The 20733-nt window shown below is 41.2% G+C and carries 19 protein-coding genes; 10 read left to right on the forward strand and 9 right to left on the reverse strand.

The window, feature by feature from the left end; genetic code table 11:
- Positions 1-164 precede the first annotated feature (164 nt).
- The gene (locus tag CDG61_RS11795; protein WP_228199570.1) at positions 165-1142 is read right to left on the reverse strand and encodes a LysR substrate-binding domain-containing protein; all 978 of its coding nucleotides are present in this window, start codon (positions 1140-1142) and stop codon (positions 165-167) included.
- A 70-nt stretch (positions 1143-1212) separates the two neighbouring features.
- On the opposite strand from CDG61_RS11795, the gene CDG61_RS11800 reads away from it, so the two are divergent.
- Together CDG61_RS11800 and CDG61_RS11805 are read left to right on the forward strand one after the other, a co-directional pair.
- Positions 1213-2076, forward strand: coding sequence for a pirin family protein (locus CDG61_RS11800; RefSeq protein WP_087549304.1), 864 nt, complete (start codon positions 1213-1215; stop codon positions 2074-2076).
- Positions 2077-2260: 184 nt separating this feature from the next.
- Entirely contained in the window at positions 2261-2680 is a 420-nt protein-coding gene (locus CDG61_RS11805; RefSeq protein WP_087549305.1) for a GNAT family N-acetyltransferase, read from the forward strand.
- A gap of 39 nt (positions 2681-2719) precedes the next feature.
- On the opposite strand, the gene CDG61_RS11810 is transcribed toward CDG61_RS11805, so the two are convergent.
- The 3 genes from CDG61_RS11810 to sthA form a co-directional block, all read right to left on the reverse strand.
- Positions 2720-3817 carry an AAA family ATPase gene (locus CDG61_RS11810; protein ID WP_087549306.1) on the reverse strand — a complete coding sequence of 366 codons (1098 nt, stop codon included), beginning with the start codon at positions 3815-3817 and terminating at the stop codon, positions 2720-2722.
- 67 nt (positions 3818-3884) lie between these two features.
- Positions 3885-4856: a bifunctional helix-turn-helix transcriptional regulator/GNAT family N-acetyltransferase gene (locus tag CDG61_RS11815; RefSeq protein ID WP_228199571.1), complete on the reverse strand. Its 972-nt coding sequence runs from the start codon at positions 4854-4856 to the stop codon at positions 3885-3887.
- Between the two features lie 109 nt (positions 4857-4965).
- Complete coding sequence (gene sthA / locus CDG61_RS11820; protein WP_087511807.1) at positions 4966-6381, reverse strand: Si-specific NAD(P)(+) transhydrogenase; 1416 nt, start codon at positions 6379-6381, stop codon at positions 4966-4968.
- A gap of 197 nt (positions 6382-6578) precedes the next feature.
- On the opposite strand from sthA, the gene lipA reads away from it, so the two are divergent.
- Both lipA and CDG61_RS11830 read left to right on the forward strand, forming a co-directional pair.
- Positions 6579-7592, forward strand: coding sequence for a lipoyl synthase (gene lipA, locus CDG61_RS11825; protein ID WP_087511808.1), 1014 nt, complete (start codon positions 6579-6581; stop codon positions 7590-7592).
- Between the two features lie 420 nt (positions 7593-8012).
- Positions 8013-8489, forward strand: a complete 477-nt coding sequence (locus CDG61_RS11830; RefSeq protein ID WP_087549307.1) for a hypothetical protein — start codon at positions 8013-8015, stop codon at positions 8487-8489.
- A 164-nt stretch (positions 8490-8653) separates the two neighbouring features.
- Here the strand turns inward: CDG61_RS11830 and CDG61_RS11835 are convergent, their stop codons facing one another.
- The 4 genes from CDG61_RS11835 to CDG61_RS11850 form a co-directional block, all read right to left on the reverse strand.
- Positions 8654-9196 (reverse strand): hypothetical protein, encoded by a 543-nt coding sequence (locus CDG61_RS11835; RefSeq protein ID WP_087549308.1) that lies wholly within the window; start codon positions 9194-9196, stop codon positions 8654-8656.
- A gap of 200 nt (positions 9197-9396) precedes the next feature.
- On the reverse strand, positions 9397-10377 hold the full coding sequence (epmA, locus tag CDG61_RS11840) for an EF-P lysine aminoacylase EpmA (protein WP_087549309.1): 981 nt from the start codon (positions 10375-10377) through the stop codon (positions 9397-9399).
- On the reverse strand, positions 10374-11441 hold the full coding sequence (locus CDG61_RS11845; protein ID WP_087549310.1) for a 4-phosphoerythronate dehydrogenase: 1068 nt from the start codon (positions 11439-11441) through the stop codon (positions 10374-10376). Before CDG61_RS11845 ends, epmA begins: the two co-directional genes overlap by 4 nt.
- Before the next feature lie 275 nt (positions 11442-11716).
- On the reverse strand, positions 11717-12934 hold the full coding sequence (locus tag CDG61_RS11850) for a putative solute-binding protein (RefSeq protein WP_087549635.1): 1218 nt from the start codon (positions 12932-12934) through the stop codon (positions 11717-11719).
- A gap of 437 nt (positions 12935-13371) precedes the next feature.
- Here CDG61_RS11850 and CDG61_RS11855 point away from each other — a divergent pair, with 437 nt between their 5' ends.
- The 3 genes from CDG61_RS11855 to CDG61_RS11865 all read left to right on the forward strand — a co-directional run bounded on the left by CDG61_RS11855 (position 13372) and on the right by CDG61_RS11865 (position 17100).
- Positions 13372-13971: a 5-formyltetrahydrofolate cyclo-ligase gene (locus CDG61_RS11855; protein ID WP_087549311.1), complete on the forward strand. Its 600-nt coding sequence runs from the start codon at positions 13372-13374 to the stop codon at positions 13969-13971.
- Positions 13972-14119: 148 nt separating this feature from the next.
- A complete protein-coding gene (gene lon / locus CDG61_RS11860; protein ID WP_087549312.1) occupies positions 14120-16549 on the forward strand; it encodes an endopeptidase La in 2430 nt (809 codons plus the stop codon).
- Between the two features lie 173 nt (positions 16550-16722).
- A complete protein-coding gene (locus tag CDG61_RS11865; protein WP_087549313.1) occupies positions 16723-17100 on the forward strand; it encodes a VOC family protein in 378 nt (125 codons plus the stop codon).
- Positions 17101-17303: 203 nt separating this feature from the next.
- Here CDG61_RS11865 and CDG61_RS11870 read toward each other — a convergent pair whose 3' ends face one another.
- On the reverse strand, positions 17304-18254 hold the full coding sequence (locus CDG61_RS11870) for a M28 family peptidase (RefSeq protein ID WP_228199572.1): 951 nt from the start codon (positions 18252-18254) through the stop codon (positions 17304-17306).
- 156 nt (positions 18255-18410) lie between these two features.
- Here CDG61_RS11870 and rlmH point away from each other — a divergent pair, with 156 nt between their 5' ends.
- The 3 genes from rlmH to CDG61_RS11885 all read left to right on the forward strand — a co-directional run bounded on the left by rlmH (position 18411) and on the right by CDG61_RS11885 (position 20725).
- The gene (gene rlmH, locus CDG61_RS11875; protein WP_087511827.1) at positions 18411-18893 is read left to right on the forward strand and encodes a 23S rRNA (pseudouridine(1915)-N(3))-methyltransferase RlmH; all 483 of its coding nucleotides are present in this window, start codon (positions 18411-18413) and stop codon (positions 18891-18893) included.
- A gap of 120 nt (positions 18894-19013) precedes the next feature.
- Positions 19014-19790, forward strand: a complete 777-nt coding sequence (locus CDG61_RS11880) for a DODA-type extradiol aromatic ring-opening family dioxygenase (RefSeq protein WP_087549314.1) — start codon at positions 19014-19016, stop codon at positions 19788-19790.
- Between the two features lie 158 nt (positions 19791-19948).
- A complete protein-coding gene (locus CDG61_RS11885; RefSeq protein WP_087549315.1) occupies positions 19949-20725 on the forward strand; it encodes an META and DUF4377 domain-containing protein in 777 nt (258 codons plus the stop codon).
- Positions 20726-20733 lie beyond the last annotated feature (8 nt).

Consider the following 20733-nt stretch of genomic DNA (forward strand, 5'->3'; position numbering starts at 1 on the left):
AATTAATACTCCAGCAAAAGCCAAAAAATCATTGATGGTATTCATATTTAACAGTGTAAAGTGCCTTCTCCCTTTGGGAGAAGGTTAAGATGAAGGGACGTTCATTACAGAACCCATTCAATTAATGATCCATTTTCATTAGAAGTTTATTCAATCGTAATCATTCAATTTTTTTTAGTGGGACACTGATTTTCCACCTGCTTTAAATCCAGCACCTTAAACTGCTCAATCAGATGCTCAAGTAAAAAACGCACTGAAGGCATCATGCCCTGTCTAGACGCATAAACAATATAGATCACGCCCTTTGGCAAAGACCACTCAGGCAATATTTCCTGTACCAACCCACTGATCAGTTCATCTTTCACATAGACTTTGGGTAAAGATGCGATTCCCACACCTTTCATCACCGCTGCTTTCATCGCAGAAAAATTGTCCGTTTTTAAACGGGGATGAAACTCAATGTCATGGTAAACATTTTTTTGATCAGGGCTTTGAAACAGCCAGACCTGCTTTGCTCCATGAAACCCAATACTCGGCAATGCGGACAGATCCGCAAAATTTTCAGGTTGTTTATAGCGGTTCAACAGCTCAGGCACAGCCACCAGTACATGTTCCCAGGCATCCAGTTCACGGATAATCAGTTCACTGTCTTCAGGGGGCGTATTACTCACCCGCAAAGCCAGATCCACCCCTTCTTCAATCAGATCCACCCGCCGGTTGGTCGCCAGCAACTGAACTTCCACTCCGGTATATTTCTGCATATATTCAGCGATCATATCGCCTACTGGCATATTGACCAGTGCCACTGGACATGAAATACGCACTAAGCCTGAGGGTTCATCCGTCAATGAACTCTGAATGAAATGTTCAGCCTGATCCACATCATTCAATATTTTCAGACAGTGCTGATAAAACTGCTGACCAATCTCAGTGACAGCAAATTTTCGGGTATTACGCTGAATTAAACGGACACCTAAACGCCCTTCCAGCTCTGTTATACGACGGGACAGTTTGGATTTAGTAATGCCCAGTGTTTCACTCGCTTTGGTAAAACCCTGATATTTAACAACCTGAACAAAATAATAATAGTCATTTAAATTCTGCATGATTGTTCCATTTTTAGAAAATACTGTTGTACGCATAACGCTTTATTCTGTCGTTTATACCTCAATTAACTGAGTAAGGTTAAATATAAATTTTGAGGAAGATACAATGAAAACAATTGAAAAAGTATATACCAGCAACCGCAGTACCTGGGTCGGTGACGGCTTCCCAACCAACTCCATGCTGCCCATGGAAGAAATGGGTAATGCCACCAGTCCATTGCTAGTCATGGGTTATACCGAAAGCCATCCATTCAGCCCAGTCACTCATCAGCGTGGTGTAGGGATGCATCCTCACCGTGGTTTTGAAACTGTGACCATTGTCTTTGAAGGTGAACTGGAACATCAGGATTCCAGAGGCAACAGCGGTAAGATTGGTAAAAATGAAGTGCAGTGGATGACCGCAGGTCGAGGTATTTTACATGCAGAACACCATTCGAAAGACTTTGCTCAGCGTGGTGGAAACCTGGATATGATCCAGCTCTGGGTCAATCTGCCAGCCCATGCCAAAATGACTGAACCCCGTTATCAGGAACTGACCGAAGCCGGTATCCCTGAGATTGAACTCACCGATGGGTATGGTTCAGTGCGGGTTATTTCAGGAAATTACATCCATGAAAGCCGTACTGTTAAAGGTCCTGCCAGAACATTCAGCCCCATCAATCTGCTGGACGTGAAGTTAAATGCAGGAAAGTCTGAAATGTTTCATTTCGATCCTGCATGGAACAGCATTATTTTTGTGTTAAGTGGTCAGGTTAAAATTGATGGTCAGAACTTTCATCACCTGCAAACGGTTTATTTAACCCATGAAGTTGATGCGGTCAGTATTGAGTGTACTGAAGATGCAAGACTGTTGATTATGAGTGGTGAACCGTTAAATGAGCCCATCGCAGCCCATGGTCCATTTGTAATGAACACCGAAGCTGAAATCCAGCAGGCATTTACTGATTTCCAGCAAGGTCTGTTTGCTTAACCAAACCAGGGAGCTAAAGCTGATTCAGCTCCCTTTTTATTGCTTTGATCAATTGATTTTCGATGAGTTTGATAATGATAAACATATCATTCATAGAGATTTGTGCAGATACAGAACACGGTTATATTCATTCAATGAAGTGTTAATATGCGATGATATAATCTTGAATTTCACCATAAGTCTCATGGATTCAGACCATGATATTGCCCAGCTGACAGCGCTTCTTGATGAACTTGGCTACCCTGTTTCTGTCGAAAAGCTGCAAAAAAGATTAAAGATTATTACTCATGAACCTCATTATTTTACTTTCGTTGCCTGTGACGCACAAAAAGTGATTGGTTTCATGGGATGTATCAAACAATATGCATGGCAATATGATGGCTTTTTACTCAGAATAGAAGCATTGATTATTAAACAGGAATACCGTAATCAAGGTTTAGGACATCAGTTTCTAAGTTTTATAGAAGACTTTGCACACGAACATGCGATCCATCAGATCATTTTAAACAGTGGTAATCGACCTGAAAGACAAGCTGCTCATGCTTTTTATCTACAAAATGGTTTTAGCATCAGCTCAACAGGTTTTAGTAAAAAAATAGATTGATCAAGACAACAATCGTTTTCTTAAGATTCTCAATTATTTTTAATCCATTGCCACCACTACTGTTTCCCCATTTTTCTGATCCAGCTGAATATGCTGCAACTCACAATAACGACCAATCATTTCAGCCAGATCAGGCGAATGGCTCGTCACCCAGAGCTGAGTGTACTGACTTGCTTCCGCAATCAGCATGGCAAGCGCAGGTAACAGATCAGGATGTAAACTGTTTTCAGGTTCATTCAGTGCCATAAAGACTGGCGGTCGTGGACTGAGCAACGCCACCGCCAGACACAGAAAACGTAATGTCCCATCTGAAAACTCTGCACTTTCCAGTGGTCTTAATATTCCCTCACGCTTCATCATCATCTGAAAACGCCCACCCAGTTCTTCGACATAAAACTGTGCAGTGGGAAAGGCTTTTTCCAGGACAGCATATAATGATTCAGTCTGCCCACGTTCACGCAGCGTTTCAAAAGCTGCTGCCAGATTCACACCATCATGCGCCAGAACAGGTGAACGTATCCCGACTTGTGGCACACGCATGGGAGAATGTGCGCTGACCGAAAACTCGTGATAAAAACGCCAGTTTTTCATGGTTTCCCGCACCTGCGACACTTCGGGATACAGATGTGGATCGGACAGTTGACCAAAAATGGAGTCTTCCTGAGTCAGTGTCATCGGATAGCTGATCCGTTCATTTTCAACATTTTTCAAAAATGCAGCTTGATTGATACGTTCCATCAGCTGACTCATACGACGACGCTGATAACCACTGAGCCAGATATTTTCTTTTTTCACCAAGGGATCTAAAGCAAACAGACTGATCAATGGCTCAGGAAAACCTATTTCCATCTGATAATCATAGTGCTGCATTTCAACTGATAAAATCATCCGCTTCGGATCTTTCGCCCGGTCTCCAGCCCGATGCCCGCCTGCCCACATGACTTTCTGGATGCCTCCTTCTTCTGCGATCGCCTGTGACAGCCGCCCATTGGCAGCCTCATGCAACAAACGCACTGCTTTGTAGAGATTGGACTTTCCACAACCGTTTGCACCACTGATGATATTCAGCTGTTTTAAAGCTAAGTTCAGATTACGGACAGAACGGAAGCCCTGAATCGTGACAGACTGGATGGTCATGTAAATTGTCCAAATGTGGCATATAACAGGAATTTCACCTAGGTTTTAACGGTTCACGATATAAAACTCAAGATGCTAAACGTACAAATTTTTGCTCAACAACCTGATTACCCCATTGTTGTCCTTCTACTTCTTCAACCAATTGAAAACCACAACGTTCATAGAGTTTTCGTGCAGCATTTAAACCTTTGAATGTCCAAAGATGTATTTCCCTGAACTGCTGTTCATCACAATGTTCTATTGCCTGTTGCAGTAATTGATGCCCTACTCCATGACCACGACAACCATCATCCAGAATAAACCATCTTAAATGTGCAATATTTCCGCCCAGATCCTGCCCATCAATCGCAACTGAACCCACGATGCGCTGATTCAGTTTTGCAGTCCATATCTGATTTACAGCATGTTCCAGACGTCCTGAAAATTCAGCGACACTATGCGCCACCAGACTTTCAAAATACTGGCCAAAATTTGAGGTTTGCGAATAGTACTGTGCATGCATTTCTGTGATGCGCCCAATCATGCCTGCCTGATAGCCTGTACAAATTTCAATGGAATGATGTTGCTGTGAATGTGCCTGAGTCCGGTATTGCTTTAATGCGACCGCATAGGCTTGTAAGCCTTGTGCTACGGACTGTTGCAAGCCAGGATTCAGGTGTTGCAATGCTGCCTTCACCTGCATTTTTCCAAAATCATGAATCTGTGCAACCGTCTCCTGTCCCTTTTCAGTCAACTTTAAATATTTTACACGTGCATCTTCTTCTGCAATGCTTTCCTGTAATTCACCTGCCTGCAATAATTTCGCGATCATTCGACTGATACTTGATTTTTCCAGACCTAAAAACTGTGCCAATTGTGCCGATGTGACCTGTTGTTTTTCATCAATTTCAATCAAGGCATGCACAGCGGATGCGGAATAATCCGTTGCAGCCAGGGTACTTTGCATAAAACCCAGCTCACGCACCATTTCACGAGAGGCCTGGCGTATATCGGCAATAATTTTGTCCTGAGATTCCAATGTGAATACCACTAGTTGCACAATACAACCATATTTTCATAAAAAGTTGTATCACGCAACTATTGGTAATAAAAAAACCCGCAAGCCGAAACTTACGGGTTCAAGAACATAGAAACAGAATAAAACGGTATCAGAACAAACGGTTCATACCGTTCAATGTCGCTACACGATACGCTTCTGCCATCGTCGGATAGTTAAATGTCGTTTCTACAAAATACTTGATCGTATTGTTTCCACTCTGCATCACGGCTTGACCAATATGGATAATTTCCGCTGCATTGTTACCAAAACAGTGAACACCCAATAATTCCAGAGTATCACGATGGAACAGGATTTTAAGCTCACCCACTGTATCACCGGTAATCTGTGCACGCGCCAGATGACGGAAAGATGCCTGACCCACTTCATATGGAATTTTTTCTTCAGTCAGCTGACTTTCAGTTTTACCGAAGAATGAAATTTCTGGAATGGTATAAATACCTGTCGGAATATCTTTAACCGGTTTCACATCCAGTTCGCCAGACATGTTTGAACCCGCACAGCGCCCCTGGTCATAAGCCGCTGAAGCCAGAGATGGCCAGCCAATCACATCACCTGCTGCGTAGATATTATCCACTTCAGTCTGATACTGATCATTAACAGAAAGCTGACCACGGCTGTTTGGAGTAATGCCGACATTTTCCAGACCTAAGCCGTCAGTATTTCCTGAACGCCCGTTACACCACAGAATTGCATCTGCTTTAATTTTTTTACCGCTTTGCAGGTGCATCACGACGTGATCATCAAAAGTTTCCAGATGATCAATCTGTTCATTATGGCGAATCAGTACGCCCTGTTCACGTAAGTGATAAGACAGCGCATCGGCAATTTCATCATCCAGATAGCTCAGAAGCTGATGCTGGGTGTTGATGAGATCAACTTTATGATCCAGACCAATGAAAATGGATGCATATTCACAACCAATCACACCTGCACCATAAATAATGATTTTATGAATTGTGAAATCCAGATCCAGAATTTTGTCTGAATCAAAAACACGCGGATGATTAAAGTCCAGCCCCTGTGGATGGTAAGGACGGCTACCTGTAGCCACAACCATCTGACCGAAACCTAAAGTTTCCTTAATACCGTCTTCACCGAAAATATGAACGGTATTTTTGTCCTGGATATAGGCACGACCGTGATATACATCAATATTGTTACGGTCATAAAAACGTGAATGCGTATCAACCTGTTGCTGAATCACCTTGTGTGCATTACGCAGCACCTGTTTCATGGTGAACTGCTTCCAGTCGCCCACTTTTTTGAACATCGGATCACGCTGATAACGGATAATGCTTGATACCGTCTGACGCAGTGCCTTACTTGGAATGGTACCTACATGCGTACAGTTACCACCGAGCTGCTCACGGATATCTACAATCGCAACACGTTTGCCCGATTTTGCCAGCTTCATTGCCGCGCCTTCACCAGCAGGACCAGAGCCAAGTACGACTGCATCGTATTTCACATAATTTCCGCTGACGACTTCTTTCTTACGTGGCATTCAAAGCTCCTTATACAAAATTCTATCTATATATCTGCGGTATTATGACCTAAGTTATGCCATTTTGCTGTATTTAGTCAGCATATATTATGTGATAGCCACATTTAGGAAATGAATAGTGTTTTTACCCCATCATTTCCCATTTCGGCTATAATAAGTGGAAATATCCCCCGTCAAAAACAGTGGAAAAGTTGAATATGTCAGAGAACCGTAAACCTGAACAGGGTGTTAAATTGCGTGGTGCCGAAAAAGTTGCACGTATTCCTGTAAAAGTTATTCCAACGGTTGAAACGCCTCGAAAGCCAGACTGGATTCGTGTCAAAATGGCTGCGCCTGATGAAGTTCAACGCATTAAAACCACCTTACGTGCACAAAAATTACATACCGTCTGTGAAGAAGCAGCCTGCCCGAACCTGCCTGAATGTTTTGGTGGCGGTACTGCAACCTTTATGATCATGGGTGATATCTGTACCCGTCGCTGCCCTTTCTGCGATGTTGCACATGGTCGTCCAAATGCGCTTGATCCTGATGAACCGCGTCACATGGCAGAAACCATTGCCAACCTTGGTTTAAAATATGCTGTGATTACGTCTGTTGACCGTGATGACCTGATGGATGGTGGCGCACAGCACTTTGTGGACTGTATTAAAGAAGCCCGTTCACTCAGCCCTAAAACATTGCTGGAAATTTTAGTTCCTGATTTCCGTGGTCGTATGGATATTGCACTGCGCATTATGACTGAATGCCCACCGGATGTATTTAACCACAATATTGAAACTGTACCTCGCCTGTATAAAGCTATGCGCCCAGGTTCAGATTATCAGCACTCTTTAAATCTTCTGAAAATGTTTAAAGAATACTGCCCTGATGTGCCAACCAAATGTGGTCTGATGGTCGGTATTGGTGAAACTGAAGAAGAAGTGATTGCTCTGCTTGATGATCTGCATGCTCATGGTGTGGACTACGTGACGATTGGTCAGTATCTGCAACCCTCTAAAGAGCATGCGCCAATTGACCGTTTCGTAACGCCAGAAGAGTTTGAGCGTTATACCGAACATGGTCAGAAACTGGGTTTCCGCAATATCTGGGCTGCGCCTATGGTGCGTTCAAGTTATTTTGCTGACCGTCAGTACTATGGTGAACCTGTTCCTGCGGTACGCCGTAAAACTGATCCTGCAAAAAAAATTGCTGTTCAGACTATTGAAGCCTAAGCAGGCTGAATATCTTAGACTCTAAGATAAAGTGCCACTAAAGCTAAGTTAAGCCAGGAAGTAAAATGCGACAGCACTTTACTTCCATACTAACCAGATTAAAGTTGACTATTCACTGCTTCCATTTCTCATAAGAAGAAAAATATCAGATTTATCCTTTTATTGCGTAAGAGTTTTTCCACACCTCATATTACCCCCAGGCTGATCTCCCTGCTATCTGTCACTCCTTTTAGACATTGCCTGATTCGACTTTAAGTGAAACAATGAAATTTCATGCAAAAAGCCTACTTTGAACAAATCAGGCTTTTTTGAATCACAACTCATTGAATTAATTAAACTAATATATTTTATTTCGCATAAGCTGTATTATGTTAATTTTAGAAAGTCTTAAAAATTACAATCTCTTTGGATATTCTTTCAATGATTTTATATATATACAGCTATGTAGTTAGAAATCCTTTTCATAGTGAAACTAGAATTGATTTAAGAAGGATTAGTTGGGAAGAACTAGCTATCTTAATTAATAAAGTTTTTTTTCAAGGGGGAGAGATTAATATTACTAAAGCTAGTACACAGTATAATGAAGAGTTTTCAACCCTTGCTTATGATGATTTAGATAGTTACAGCCTGGTGTGCGATGAAAGATATGGGTATCTACTTGGATGTAGTATTTCTGAGAATGATGAATATCCAGAAGGGAACTACTTTCGTTTAATAAATAAAAATGAAGTACTATCTGAAAAAATATATACCTTTGCACCTTTTGATGATGAGTGGAGTGCACGATATGTTAATCAGGACATAAAAATTGCTTTAAAAATATTTAAAGAAATTTACAATCATGGATATCTTTCAACTGAATCTAAACAACTGTTTAAAGATAATTTAAGTTCTTAACATAATGGCTGTTATACAAAATTATTTTCATAAATCATTTTTTCATACAATTATAATTTTTTTCCAACCTGGAAAACAGTAAAAACCTATACTGAAACATGCCACGCACTTTATAAATTTCAAGTTATTGAAATTATTCAACTAATACAATAACATAACGCCCATTATGGTAAATAACCTCGCTCTTCTGGAGGTAAATAAATTAAGAAACCTTCAATAATTTGATCACTATATTCGTCTGAATATGCTGTTCTATAATTTGTTTCTATTTCAACGGGAATAAGTTCTCCTGCTTTATCACTATCTTCTTTATATTCAAGATAATGTTTATCACCCCAAAAATAAAAATTATATTGATCTCTAACAGAATCTAACCTATCTCCTATGCCTAGTAGACCTAATAGTTTTCCTTGATATCCCTGACTAGCATAAATGAATTCTAGCCTTTGGGTACTGGAATTGAATGTTAGAGTGATGATCTTATTCCAATAACAATATATTTCATTGATAGATTCACCCCAAGGTAAAATCTCATTTCGATGTAAAATTAGCCACTTATCTCTTTCGAAGTACGTGCTTTCTAATTCAGCATAATCATTAATAATCTGATATTTTGAATTAGCCTTAAAATGTTCGAAATCTAATCCTAATGTGATATCAGCAATAGATTTTGTTGGAATAATTTCAGCTTCTAAATTGGGGATCAATTGCTCATACCTTACAAAGAATTAGTTTTCAAAAACTAAGTTTCTCTAAAATTAACATAATGGGTGTTATGCGAAATACACCTGCTATTCACCATTTAAAAATCGTCATTCATCATCAAAAAGCAACTTAGAAAAAAGTTGCTTTTTTTTAAACAGTTTTGATACATTTTCAACTAAAAATACTTTTAAATTTTAATCCATCACGACACATCCGCTGTAAAACTCACCACCTTTTCCAGCTTCATTTGATTGGTCACAACCATCAACAAACGATCAATTCCCAAAGCAATCCCTGAACATTCTGGCATATTTGGCAAGGCTACGAGTAGATATTCATCTATCGGCATCACATGCAGACCCAACTTTTCACGTTCTGTATTATCCGCTTCAAAACGCCCACGTAAAACATCAGCGTCAATCAATTCATCATAAGCATTTGCAAGTTCCAGTCCTTCGATATACAACTCAAAACGTGCTGCAACCAATTCACCATCTTCATCAATGCGAGTTTTAGCAAGTGACGCCATTTCAGGTGGAAAATCGGTTAAAAATACAGGTGTATCAAAACCTAAACTTGGCTCAACCATGTGAGAAAATAAAAGGTCGATATAACCTAAACGATCATCACCCAGATCCAGATTTAAACCGACACGGCGACAGGCATCTTTTAACTCTTTTAAAGTCGCTTGCAACGGATTTAAATCCAGTCGATCCATAAAGGCATGTTTATAACTCAAAACTGTTGGACGAACTTCTCCAAAACGATCGACCAGAACTACATTGAGTAAATCTGTCACTTCCAGCATCAAATCTTTCAATGAAAATGCAGGACGATACCATTCCAGCATAGTGAATTCACTGTTGTGCTTACGCCCATGCTCATCATCACGAAATACTTTACAGATCTGATAAATCGCCCCACTGTCACTCGCAAGCAAACGCTTCATGGCAAATTCAGGTGAAGTCTGCAAATAATGGGTTTGTTTTTTTCCTTGTACATGACGCTGTGCCTGCACAGAAGCCAGATGCACATCGGTCACGCCCGCTTGCGAAAGCACAGGCGTTTCCACCTCTAAAACATCACGTTCCGCAAAAAACTGACGAAGCTGTGCATACATTTTTGCACGGGCTTTTAAAGCTTTTAAATCACAGGTCGGCTGATAATTTACAGATTCACTCATGCTTTAGGACCTCCGTGCGCTGCCCATTCACGGCGTAAAGGATAGGTTTTTCTTAAATGATCAAATGCTTTCTGATCAACTTTGCCATCCGTTAAACACTCGCGCAGATTAAAATCATCATTGGAAATATCATAAATTTCAGATAAATGATGCTTTAATGTCTGTTTAATGCTGTTTCCATAAAAGTATTGGGCACATGCAGGAAGTTGTGACTCAAACTTTTTATGCGCAGGATAATCAAAAGTTTTGCAAAAGGCTTCATAGATCATTTGTGTCCCACGTGCCTTGCCTTCCAGGCTGTAGCCTGCAATATGTGGTGTGACAATGGTAATTAAATCAAGTAAGCGCTGTGAAATCTCAGGTTCATGTTCAAAAACATCGAGTACGACTTTACGTTTTGTCTGAAGAATATCCTGAATTAAAGCAGCTTCCTCAACCACAGCACCACGTGCTGAATTTATCAAAATCGTCTCAGGCTTCATCATTGCCAGAGTTTCAGCATTGATCAAATGATAAGTTGGGTATTCACCCTCATGTGTTAATGGAACATGTGTTGTAATTGCATCTGAGTGTTTTAATAATTCTTCCAGTTCGACCTGGTGAATATTTTCACGCTGTACAAATGGATCATAGCCAATGACGTTCCAGCCCAAAAGCTGTGCCATATAGGCTAAACGTGAACCGACATTTCCCAGACCAATAATTCCTAAAGTGAATTGTTTTCCTTGATCTAAAAATTCAGAGTCGATATGTAATAATGCAGTAATCACATATTCTGCAACCGCCTGAGCATTACACCCTGCTGCATTTGACCAGGCAATCTGCTGTTTTTCCAGTGCAGCTATATTCAGATGATCTGTGCCTATAGTGGCACTACCAACAAATTTTAATTGTGTTTTTTCAATCAGTTGATTATTTACTTTTGTGACTGAACGTACCAGCAGTGCTTCTGCATCCTGTACATCTTTTTGAGTCAGTGTCCGCCCTGCTGCCTGATGAATATTGCCAAATTCCGCAAAAAAATACTCGGTAAAAGCCAGATTTTCATCAGCCACAATTTTCATATCTGTCTTCCAGTCTATATTCGGGTTTATCATACCGCTAAGCGGAAATAAACTCTATGATTCGACTATAGGTAGACCAGTTTAATGCCTGATTACGCATCAGTTTAGTATTTTATACTTATAAAATTAAAAATATTTCCCACCATAATAAATTCTTTCCCGATCAATTCACCTTAATTAGTTTTAATCATCAATTAACATCATCCAAGCAACAAAAAGCCATCCCAAGGATGGCTTAAAGCTCTCTGCTTTATAACAACCTTTGTTTCAAACTCTTATTCATCATTCAAAGCACATTCAAAGTTACTCGGCTGCTGAGAACAGCGTACTTTTTTCAGGATTCTCATCATGTCTTTATCGTAATAACCCTGTTTGGTCATCTGTATCCGTGCTTCACGCATGATTTTCAGATACCCTGGTTTGTCACTTTCATGTATATCCATCCAGTATTTTTCAGGAATTTCATTTTCCATTTTTTCAACAAATTTAAATGCTGGATCAAGCTGTTTAGAGATGACTTCCCGTGCAATGGTTCCCATACCCGCAGGAAAACGGTTACGGTGCATGATCAGTGTACCCGTGACCTGTATGACAGGAAAACGGATAATTCCACCAACCACTTTGCCATTTTTATCCGTCATACCTTTATAAAGCTCCAAAGGTTTAAACAGTAAGGCAGGTCCTGCCATAATTTCGACTTCGCGGTTGTTGAACTTACCGCCCACAGTCGCCAGATCGACTGAAACAGGCTGTGCTCCAATATTCTGAACCATTTTTTTCTGAGTTTCATCGAACTGGAATACAGCTACTTTGCGCCCTGCCGCCTTAGCCAGTGTATTAATATTTTTATCATTTACAATAATATAAGCCGCACCTACAGGCACAATTCCGACCACTTCATAATCACGGTTGACCATTTTCGAATCAAATTCAGGCTTCGCCAGCAACTGCATCACTGCCCGCAACTGTTTTTCAGTCTGCACGGCGCCTATGGCATCAATACTGCCCACAAAAGGGTTGAACTGTTTGGCTCTAAGGTTACTGATTCCTGCACCATCACAACGTTTACTTCTGAAATCCTCAGTCAGCACACGCTCGTCGGTATACACTTTCAGTGCCACATTGGTCGTGGCTTTCTTTTTCAGTTTTGGATATTCAATGCTCACGACCATACTTAAATTTGTAGGTCGGGTCATATTCATTGTGACCCCAAAATCCTTTGCCATTTTGGTAATCCGTGGAATTTCACTGATATAACTTGTTGCCTGTTCAAAGGCTTCGCCATGTTCACCATTGGGTGAATACACACATAAGGTGATTTTTTGCGGAATCTGCTGCCAGGTTTTCGGATCATCGAGCAGTTTTTTTATTTTATTTTTAGAAAAATCAGACAGTGTCAGATCAAGTTTTCCTGCCTGAGGTGCAGCAACCGTATTTACACTGAATAAAGCTGCTGACAGTGTCAGAGCTGTGGCACAAACAATCTGAGCCATTTTACCCCTTTGAGCTGAAGATTGCGGTGCATCCTGTGTTTTTGTATTCCCGATTTTCATTGGCTTTTGCTCCCTGTTATAGGATTAAACATAATCAGGACGGCTTTTGCTTGTATTGTCCTAAATGTCAGCCTCTTATAGAAAAAAGATCAGTCAGCTTCTCCGCATCAGTCACACCATTATTAATCATTGTTTTATTTATGTTTTTTATAGTAAAAACTTTATTTTTTCATTTAACCATCTGTCTGTTTATTCTTCATTCCGACCAATGACAAATGCTCTGTAACAGACAGATGAAAAGAAGATGCTCAATCTGCCAGATGATGCATGATCTGATTCTGTGTTTATGGCTGAATCCATGTAAAATTGGTCTGAATAAACTGTCTTTAATGACTCCCTTTTAGGCTGTCCCACCACTAAAACCGAGAAGCACCGCTATGCAGAATCATGCAGATTTTGATTTTAAATCTTTACGCAGTCAGATGCGTAAACAGCGGAAAGCGCTTACCGTGTTTCAGCAACGCCAGGCACAGCAGCAGACACTGACCCGATTACGCAGTATTCCCGAATTCAGATCAGCTCACAAAGTGGGTATTTATCTGGATGCTTTTGGTGAAATATATACTCAGCTGATTATTCAGTCCTGTTTTCAGCAGAATAAACAGGTTTATCTGCCCATGATCTGCGATATGAATCAGCAGCTGGTCTGGGTCAGAATATCGTCGGGACAGTACCGGAATAAAAGATTTAACTCACACCCTTTGGGCATGCTTGAACCCGCAGCCACTCGTGGGAAGCATGTCAGCACCCTGGACTGTCTGATTATGCCTTTACTGGTCTGTGACATGCAGGGAAGTCGGGTCGGTATGGGCGGTGGTTTTTATGACAGAACCCTGGCTTCAGCCTCACAGCGTCCTTTCCGCTTAGGACTTGCACATGATTTTCAGCAGATTAAGCAGATTATTCCCCGCCAGCCCTGGGATCAACCTCTGAATGCTTTACTGACACCATCCCACTTTCAACGCTTCAAACCCTGATAAATAAAAGCGTTCAGAGCAATCCCGCTGATAAAATTCATATTTTCAATCAAATTCCACACTTTTATTCATTACTGCCCTTGTATTTTTTAAAATACACATCACTATAAAAACATGGCAACACTGTTGTTACTCATTTGGAGTGCCCATGTCTGAAATTATTATGAATGAAGAAAGCTTAGAGCCAGTGGTTCCAAGTGTATTACCACTTTTAGCGCTACGTGATGTTGTGGTTTATCCGCATATGCAGATTGCGTTATTTGTCGGTCGTGAAAAATCGATCAATGCAGTTGACGTGGCTCGTAACAGTGACAATTTAGTATTTGTAGTTGCACAGAAAGATTCGCTTACAGAAGAAATTGATCACGACAACTTATATCAATACGGTACTGTCGCGAAGATTGTGCAGGTTGTGAATCACGAAAATGATGAAAACTGTATAAAAGTATTAATTGAAGGCTTACACCGTTCCAAACTGGTAAAAATCATTGATAACGATGAATATTTATCAGCTGAACATGCGTTAAGCCCGATGACTGTATCGGTAGACGACAACACTCAGTCTGCACGTGTGGAAGAACTGCGCACACTGTTTTCACAGTATGCCGAAGCAAAACTGCGCAATGCACGTGAACTGATCACTGCTGCAGGTAAAATTGATGATCTGCTTCAGCTGATGTTCTTTGTTGCGACCCGTGCGCCGTTAAATATTGATGTTAAACAGAAGTTTCTGGAACATGATGAGTTTGAAGCTCATTTACAGGAACTCATGACCTATCTGTTACAACAGTCTGAAGAACAGCAGATTGAGCAGACTTTGCATGATTCTGTCAAACGTCAGATGGAAAAGAATCAGCGTGAATACTTCCTCAATGAAAAGATGAAAGTGATTCAGCGTGAACTTTCCGACATGAATGGCGGTGCGGAAGATGATGTTGCGGAAATTGAAAAACGTCTGGCTGAAGCTGACCTTCCTGAGCATGTCCGCAAAAAAGCAGAAAATGAATTCCGTAAACTCAAAGCTATGCAACCTGCTTCCAGTGAAGCGGCTGTGGTACGCAACTATATCGAAGCGATTTTAGATACGCCGTGGAATAAAGCGAGCAAAGTCAGCATTAATCTGCCGAAAGCTCAGGATATTCTGGATGCAGATCATTATGGTCTGGACGAAGTGAAAGAACGTATTGTTGAATACCTTGCTGTTCAGTCACGCGTGAAAAAACTTCGTGGTCCTATTCTGTGTCTGGTTGGTCCTCCTGGTGTAGGTAAAACTTCACTTGGTGAATCCATTGCCAAAGCAACAGGTCGAGAATTTGTCCGTATGGCACTGGGTGGTGTACGTGATGAAGCGGAAATCCGTGGTCACCGTCGTACCTATATCGGTGCAATGCCAGGTAAAATTGTGCAGTCTCTGACAAAAGTCGGTGTGAAGAACCCACTGTTCTTACTCGATGAAATTGACAAAATGGCACAGGACTACCGTGGTGATCCAGCTTCTGCTCTGCTTGAAGTACTTGATCCATCACAGAACAACAAGTTCAATGATCATTACCTAGATCTTGATCTTGACCTGTCTGAAGTGATGTTTATCTGTACTGCAAACAGCATGAACATTCCTGAAGCATTGCTTGACCGTATGGAAGTGATTCGTCTGCCTGGTTATACCGAAGATGAAAAAGTCAATATTGCAGACCGTTACCTTGTTCCGAAAGCAATCAAGAACAATGGTTTACGTGCTAAAGAACTGACCGTTCATGAAGAAGCAATTCGCGACATCGTGCGTCGTTATACCCGTGAAGCTGGTGTACGTAGCCTTGAGCGTGAAGTGTCTAAAATTGCACGTAAAGTGGTGAAAGAGTCTGTCAGCAAGAAAGCGAAAAACCTGCATGTTGATGTGACTGCTGAGAACTTACCTGATTATTTAGGTGTTCATAAGTTCGACTACGGTATGGCTGAAGAAGAAGCTCTGGTAGGTCGTGTAAATGGCCTGGCATGGACGTCCGTTGGTGGTGAATTACTGACCATTGAGGTTGCTGCTGTTCCAGGTAAAGGTAAATTCATTACGACCGGTTCACTTGGTGACGTGATGAAAGAGTCGATTACCACGGCTATGACGGTTGTTCGTACCCGTGCTGATGAACTGGGCATCGAAGCTTCACGCTTTGAAGAAACAGATGTACACGTTCACTTACCTGAAGGTGCAACACCGAAAGATGGTCCATCTGCTGGTTTAGCACTGACTTTAGCCCTTGTTTCTGCTTTCACTAAAATTGCAATTCGTCCTGATATTGCCATGACAGGTGAAACCAGCCTGGGTGGTAGAGCAATGCGTATTGGTGGCTTGAAAGAGAAACTTTTAGCAGCACATCGTGGTGGCGTGAAACTGGTGTTTATTCCACAGGAAAATGTGCGTGACCTGACTGAAATTCCTCAGAATGTCAAAGACGGTCTGGAAATTAAAGCAGTGAAAAGTATTGATGAAATTCTTCCACTGGCTTTGGTTGAGCAGCCAACACCTCTGCCAAAAACACCGATTGTCAAAGCTGTAGATGATGGTAAAAAAGCGGCACGTCATTAATTCATCATAAAAAAAGAGCACTTCGGTGCTCTTTTTTTATTGTCCGATAAAACGTATTTCACAATGAATTTACAAAAATCTGCTGTTCCTGATTTAAGTTTCACCTAAGCTGAACTGTATAAAATACAAACACAATAATTAATCTTTCAATAACTCAATAACAGGAATTACTTATGTCAAATCCAATCTGCTGGTTCGAAATTTATGTCAATGATATGCAGCGTGCAAAACAGTTTTATCAAACTGTTTTAAGTACAGAATTCAGTTTACTCAGTGACCCCACCGACAGCCAGATGGAAATGTGGGCATTTCCATCAGATATGAACATATATGGTGCATCAGGCTCACTGGTGAAAATGCACGGTATCGAAGCCGGTGGCAACAGCATTATTATTTATTTTGAAAGCAAAGACTGTTCAGTTGAAGAACAGCGGATTGAGGCGGCGGGTGGAAAGATTCACCAGCCCAAAATGTCCATTGGAGAACATGGTCATATTGTTTTAGCGATTGATACTGAAGGTAATCTGTTTGGACTGCATTCGATGCAATAACCCCGACAAATCATAACCAGGACTTGAACTTTATATAATTGACCCTATGTTATATAGAACAGGCGCATGATAATGAGTCTTAATCATGTCGCTGTACCAGGTTTAAACTCCAGAATAAACCTGGTTTATGCAGTATTACTTTTATTGTAGTACTGCTTTTTTTTATGTTTTTCTCCGTGATTGAGTACGCACTGCAACTGAGTCTATTTCAGCAGGGTATAAACCAGACCATCCACAACATGGCTCATTTTTTCAAAGTTTAAGGTCTTCATCGTATCCTGTGCTGTATGATAGTTTTTATTTCTGAAAAAGGCAGTATCTGTCAGCATAACCGCTGGAATTTCAACGGACCAATAGTTCAGATGATCTGAAAAATCCACACCTTTGACAAATGCAGGCGCGACCAGTCGCTCACAATGAAGCTGATCCAGTTCAGACATTGCTGCACAATAGTCCTCGCCCATTGTTCTTGACTGAAGATTACTGACAACCGCTATAAAGTTGGCATGTGCAGGATAGACCCACTTCAGTCCCAAAGGATAAGTCTGGGTCAGCGCAGAATCATAAAAACCGATCATTTCCAGTATATATACGCCTTTAATCTGCTTTTTCTGAGCTTTTATGGACTGGGCATGCCGATAACTTCCCATCTGCTCAGTTTTGAAAAAAGGCGGTTCCTCAAGTGTATAAAACACAAACTCAATATTCTTTTTCAGTCTGTTTTTTTCCTGAGCCAGGATACGCGCTGTCTCAACTACCCCTGCAACACCTGATGCATTATCATCAGCTCCCTGCTGCTGACCATGTACATCACAATGTGCACCGATCAGATATTTTTCAGCAGCTCCTGTATTTAATGAACAGATGATATTTCGATAATCCTTCCCTTCCACGGCATAGGTCTGAAACTGGCATGGAATACCAAACCGTTGCATCTGCTCTTTAATCCAGCTGGAAACACGGTTCAGTTCCTCTGTATTTTTATAATTTCTATAAGTTGTCCCCGTCCCAATAATCTGCTCGACATATACTTTCAGATTCTGTGGTTCTGCCTGTTCAAAAAATACAGATTCAGCCCTGAGGCTGACTGACTGCAATAAAACAATAAACAGAACTGTTTTCATCAGACTGAGCTTATAAATGGAAGTCTTCATATTTTTATTTTCCATTATGGAGAGATGAATCCACATTTATGAATATTAAAGCAACAGCCCTGTTTAAAATTCAACTGCAAACTGTCTTCTTAAATCTTCAATATTGTAATTCAGCGTTATAATAGGCAACTTCCACTCCTGCCATAGACTGTCTGTATGAAAATTCGAATTCTCACCATTGGTCAAAAAATGCCTGGATGGGTTCTGACCGGTTTTGAAGATTACTTCAAACGTATTCAGCCTTTTGTTCAGACCCAGGTCATTGAACTGCCTATGGCTAAACGGGGTAAAAATGACTCCGAAGCGGATATTTTAAAATACAGAAATATTGAAGGTGAAAGCATTCTGTCTCAGCTGAAACAGAATGAAGTCCTGATTGCACTTGAAGTCGGTGGTCGTGAGTTCAGTACTGAAAAACTGGCTGAGACCATGAAAGGCTGGATGCTGGAAGGATATGATGTTGCACTTGCCATTGGTGGTCCAGATGGTCATTCCGAAGCTGTCCGTAAAGCCGCGGCATGGCACTGGTCACTGTCCAAGCTGACCCTGCCCCATCCGCTGGTTCGTGTCATGCTGATTGAACAATTATACCGTGCAATGAGTATCAACCATAATCATCCTTATCACCGTGCAGGATAATTGCTGGAAATGCTTTGCGTTTCATTTATGAAACAATACGTTTAAATAAAGCCACTTATTCCTTTTTTCTGTTTCAGGCATGATATGCCTTACAGGTCATTCACTCTCAGGCACAGCATTATGAACTTACAGACTCTCCCAGGTTTATTTATTTCTCATGGTTCACCAATGCTTGCTCTGAATCCTGAACAGGTTGGTCCTGCACTGAACCGCCTGAGTCTGAATCTACCCGTACCTCAGGCAATTATTGTCATGTCTGCCCACTGGGAAAGTCAGAGCCTGGAAGTCAGTACCGGAGTCCGTCCAGAAACCTGGCATGACTTTCGTGGCTTTCCTCAGGAACTGTATGAAATGCGCTATCCTGCGCCTGGACATCCCGAACTTGCAGAAACCATTCTTCATCTGTTTGCAGAAGCTCATATTCCTGCACATGCCAACAGCACCCGTCCACGTGACCATGGCGTATGGATGCCACTGTTACATATGTATCCTGATGCCAGTATTCCTGTTGTGGAAATTTCTCTGCCGATGAACATGAGTGCTGAAGAAATTTATAAAGTCGGACAGGTTCTTGCTCCCCTGCGTGATCAACAGGTTCTGCTCATTGGTTCAGGCAGTATTACCCATAATCTGCGTGAACTGTCCTGGGACGGTAATCAGTCAGCAGTACCTGAATGGGCATCAGCTTTCCGCAATTATGTCGTCAGCAAACTGGCTCACAGCGACTATGATGCAGTACTGGACTGGTCAAGCATTCCATTTGTGCAGCGTAATCATCCAACGATAGAACATTTTGCACCCTTATTTTTTTCAATGGGAACAGGTACACGTTTCAGTGTTGTGCATAACAGTTTCAGCATGGGCTCTTTAGGCATGGATATTTATCGGTTTGACTGACAGAATCATGCAGACTGATAATATTTTTTTATAAATTAACAAATATAAATTAATGGATACATTTTGAAACCCAAAATCCCAGAATGTATCCATTGTTTTACAGCTCAAATCAGTTATGCTTCCTGTTATCATTTAAATCAAATACATGCAGATCATCTATGAAATTACGTTACCTTGCGCTTGCCCTGTTCCCTCTTACTCTGGCAGCCTGTCAGTCAGGTGATATTCAAAAACTGGGAGATACTGCTGTGAAAGTTTTACAACAACAAGGGACTGCTGAACAGACCCTAAATGCTTATCAATGGTCCTTCCAGCCAACAGGTACAAAACAGCCAATCGTGCTGAACTTCAAAGACCAGAAAGTCAGCATTTCCTCTGGTTGTAATAACATGTTTGGCGGTGCAAAAGTTGAAAATGGTGTTTTGGTAACCGGTAACTTAGCGTCAACAAATATGATGTGTTCACCTGAACTGATGAAACAGGAAGCATTTGCTGCATCATTATTCCAGAGCGGTAAAACTGCCTTTGTTCTTGATACTGCAAACAGCGATGCTCCTACACTGACACTGATCAGCCCTGCAGCAGGTAAAGTTGTGTTTACAGGTAAATTAACACCTGAAGCAAAGTATCAGTCAGAAGGTGAAACGATTTTCCTGGAAATTTCACCTCAGACTAAATCATGCACTGGCGTTGCACCACAGACCTGCTTACAGGTTCGTGAAATTAAATATGCTGAGAATGGCGTGAAAACTCAGATCGATAAAGACTGGACTTTGTTCTACAGCAACATTGATGGTTTTACTCACAACCCCAATGAACGTCAGGTTGTACGCATCAAGCGCTACGAAATTAAGAATCCTGCGGCAGATCAGTCTAAATATGCTTATGTTCAGGACATGATTATTGAACGTGAAGCGATTAAAGGCTCACTGTAATTCGCATT

It is taken from the genome of Acinetobacter sp. WCHAc010052 (assembly GCF_002165295.2).
In the GTDB taxonomy this organism is placed as follows: domain Bacteria; phylum Pseudomonadota; class Gammaproteobacteria; order Pseudomonadales; family Moraxellaceae; genus Acinetobacter; species Acinetobacter chinensis.

What these genes read in the sequence shown, in the direction of transcription:
- CDG61_RS11795 (WP_228199570.1), bottom strand. Translation starts at nt 1,142, where the DNA reads ATGCGTACAACAGTATTTTCTAAAAATGGAACAATCATGCAGAATTTA.
- CDG61_RS11800 (WP_087549304.1), top strand. Translation starts at nt 1,213, where the DNA reads ATGAAAACAATTGAAAAAGTATATACCAGCAACCGCAGTACCTGGGTC.
- CDG61_RS11805 (WP_087549305.1), top strand. Translation starts at nt 2,261, where the DNA reads ATGGATTCAGACCATGATATTGCCCAGCTGACAGCGCTTCTTGATGAA.
- CDG61_RS11810 (WP_087549306.1), bottom strand. Translation starts at nt 3,817, where the DNA reads ATGACCATCCAGTCTGTCACGATTCAGGGCTTCCGTTCTGTCCGTAAT.
- sthA (WP_087511807.1), bottom strand. Translation starts at nt 6,381, where the DNA reads ATGCCACGTAAGAAAGAAGTCGTCAGCGGAAATTATGTGAAATACGAT.
- lipA (WP_087511808.1), top strand. Translation starts at nt 6,579, where the DNA reads ATGTCAGAGAACCGTAAACCTGAACAGGGTGTTAAATTGCGTGGTGCC.
- CDG61_RS11830 (WP_087549307.1), top strand. Translation starts at nt 8,013, where the DNA reads ATGATTTTATATATATACAGCTATGTAGTTAGAAATCCTTTTCATAGT.
- epmA (WP_087549309.1), bottom strand. Translation starts at nt 10,377, where the DNA reads ATGAGTGAATCTGTAAATTATCAGCCGACCTGTGATTTAAAAGCTTTA.
- CDG61_RS11845 (WP_087549310.1), bottom strand. Translation starts at nt 11,441, where the DNA reads ATGAAAATTGTGGCTGATGAAAATCTGGCTTTTACCGAGTATTTTTTT.
- CDG61_RS11850 (WP_087549635.1), bottom strand. Translation starts at nt 12,934, where the DNA reads ATGGCTCAGATTGTTTGTGCCACAGCTCTGACACTGTCAGCAGCTTTA.
- CDG61_RS11855 (WP_087549311.1), top strand. Translation starts at nt 13,372, where the DNA reads ATGCAGAATCATGCAGATTTTGATTTTAAATCTTTACGCAGTCAGATG.
- lon (WP_087549312.1), top strand. Translation starts at nt 14,120, where the DNA reads ATGTCTGAAATTATTATGAATGAAGAAAGCTTAGAGCCAGTGGTTCCA.
- CDG61_RS11865 (WP_087549313.1), top strand. Translation starts at nt 16,723, where the DNA reads ATGTCAAATCCAATCTGCTGGTTCGAAATTTATGTCAATGATATGCAG.
- CDG61_RS11870 (WP_228199572.1), bottom strand. Translation starts at nt 18,254, where the DNA reads ATGAAGACTTCCATTTATAAGCTCAGTCTGATGAAAACAGTTCTGTTT.
- rlmH (WP_087511827.1), top strand. Translation starts at nt 18,411, where the DNA reads ATGAAAATTCGAATTCTCACCATTGGTCAAAAAATGCCTGGATGGGTT.
- CDG61_RS11880 (WP_087549314.1), top strand. Translation starts at nt 19,014, where the DNA reads ATGAACTTACAGACTCTCCCAGGTTTATTTATTTCTCATGGTTCACCA.
- CDG61_RS11885 (WP_087549315.1), top strand. Translation starts at nt 19,949, where the DNA reads ATGAAATTACGTTACCTTGCGCTTGCCCTGTTCCCTCTTACTCTGGCA.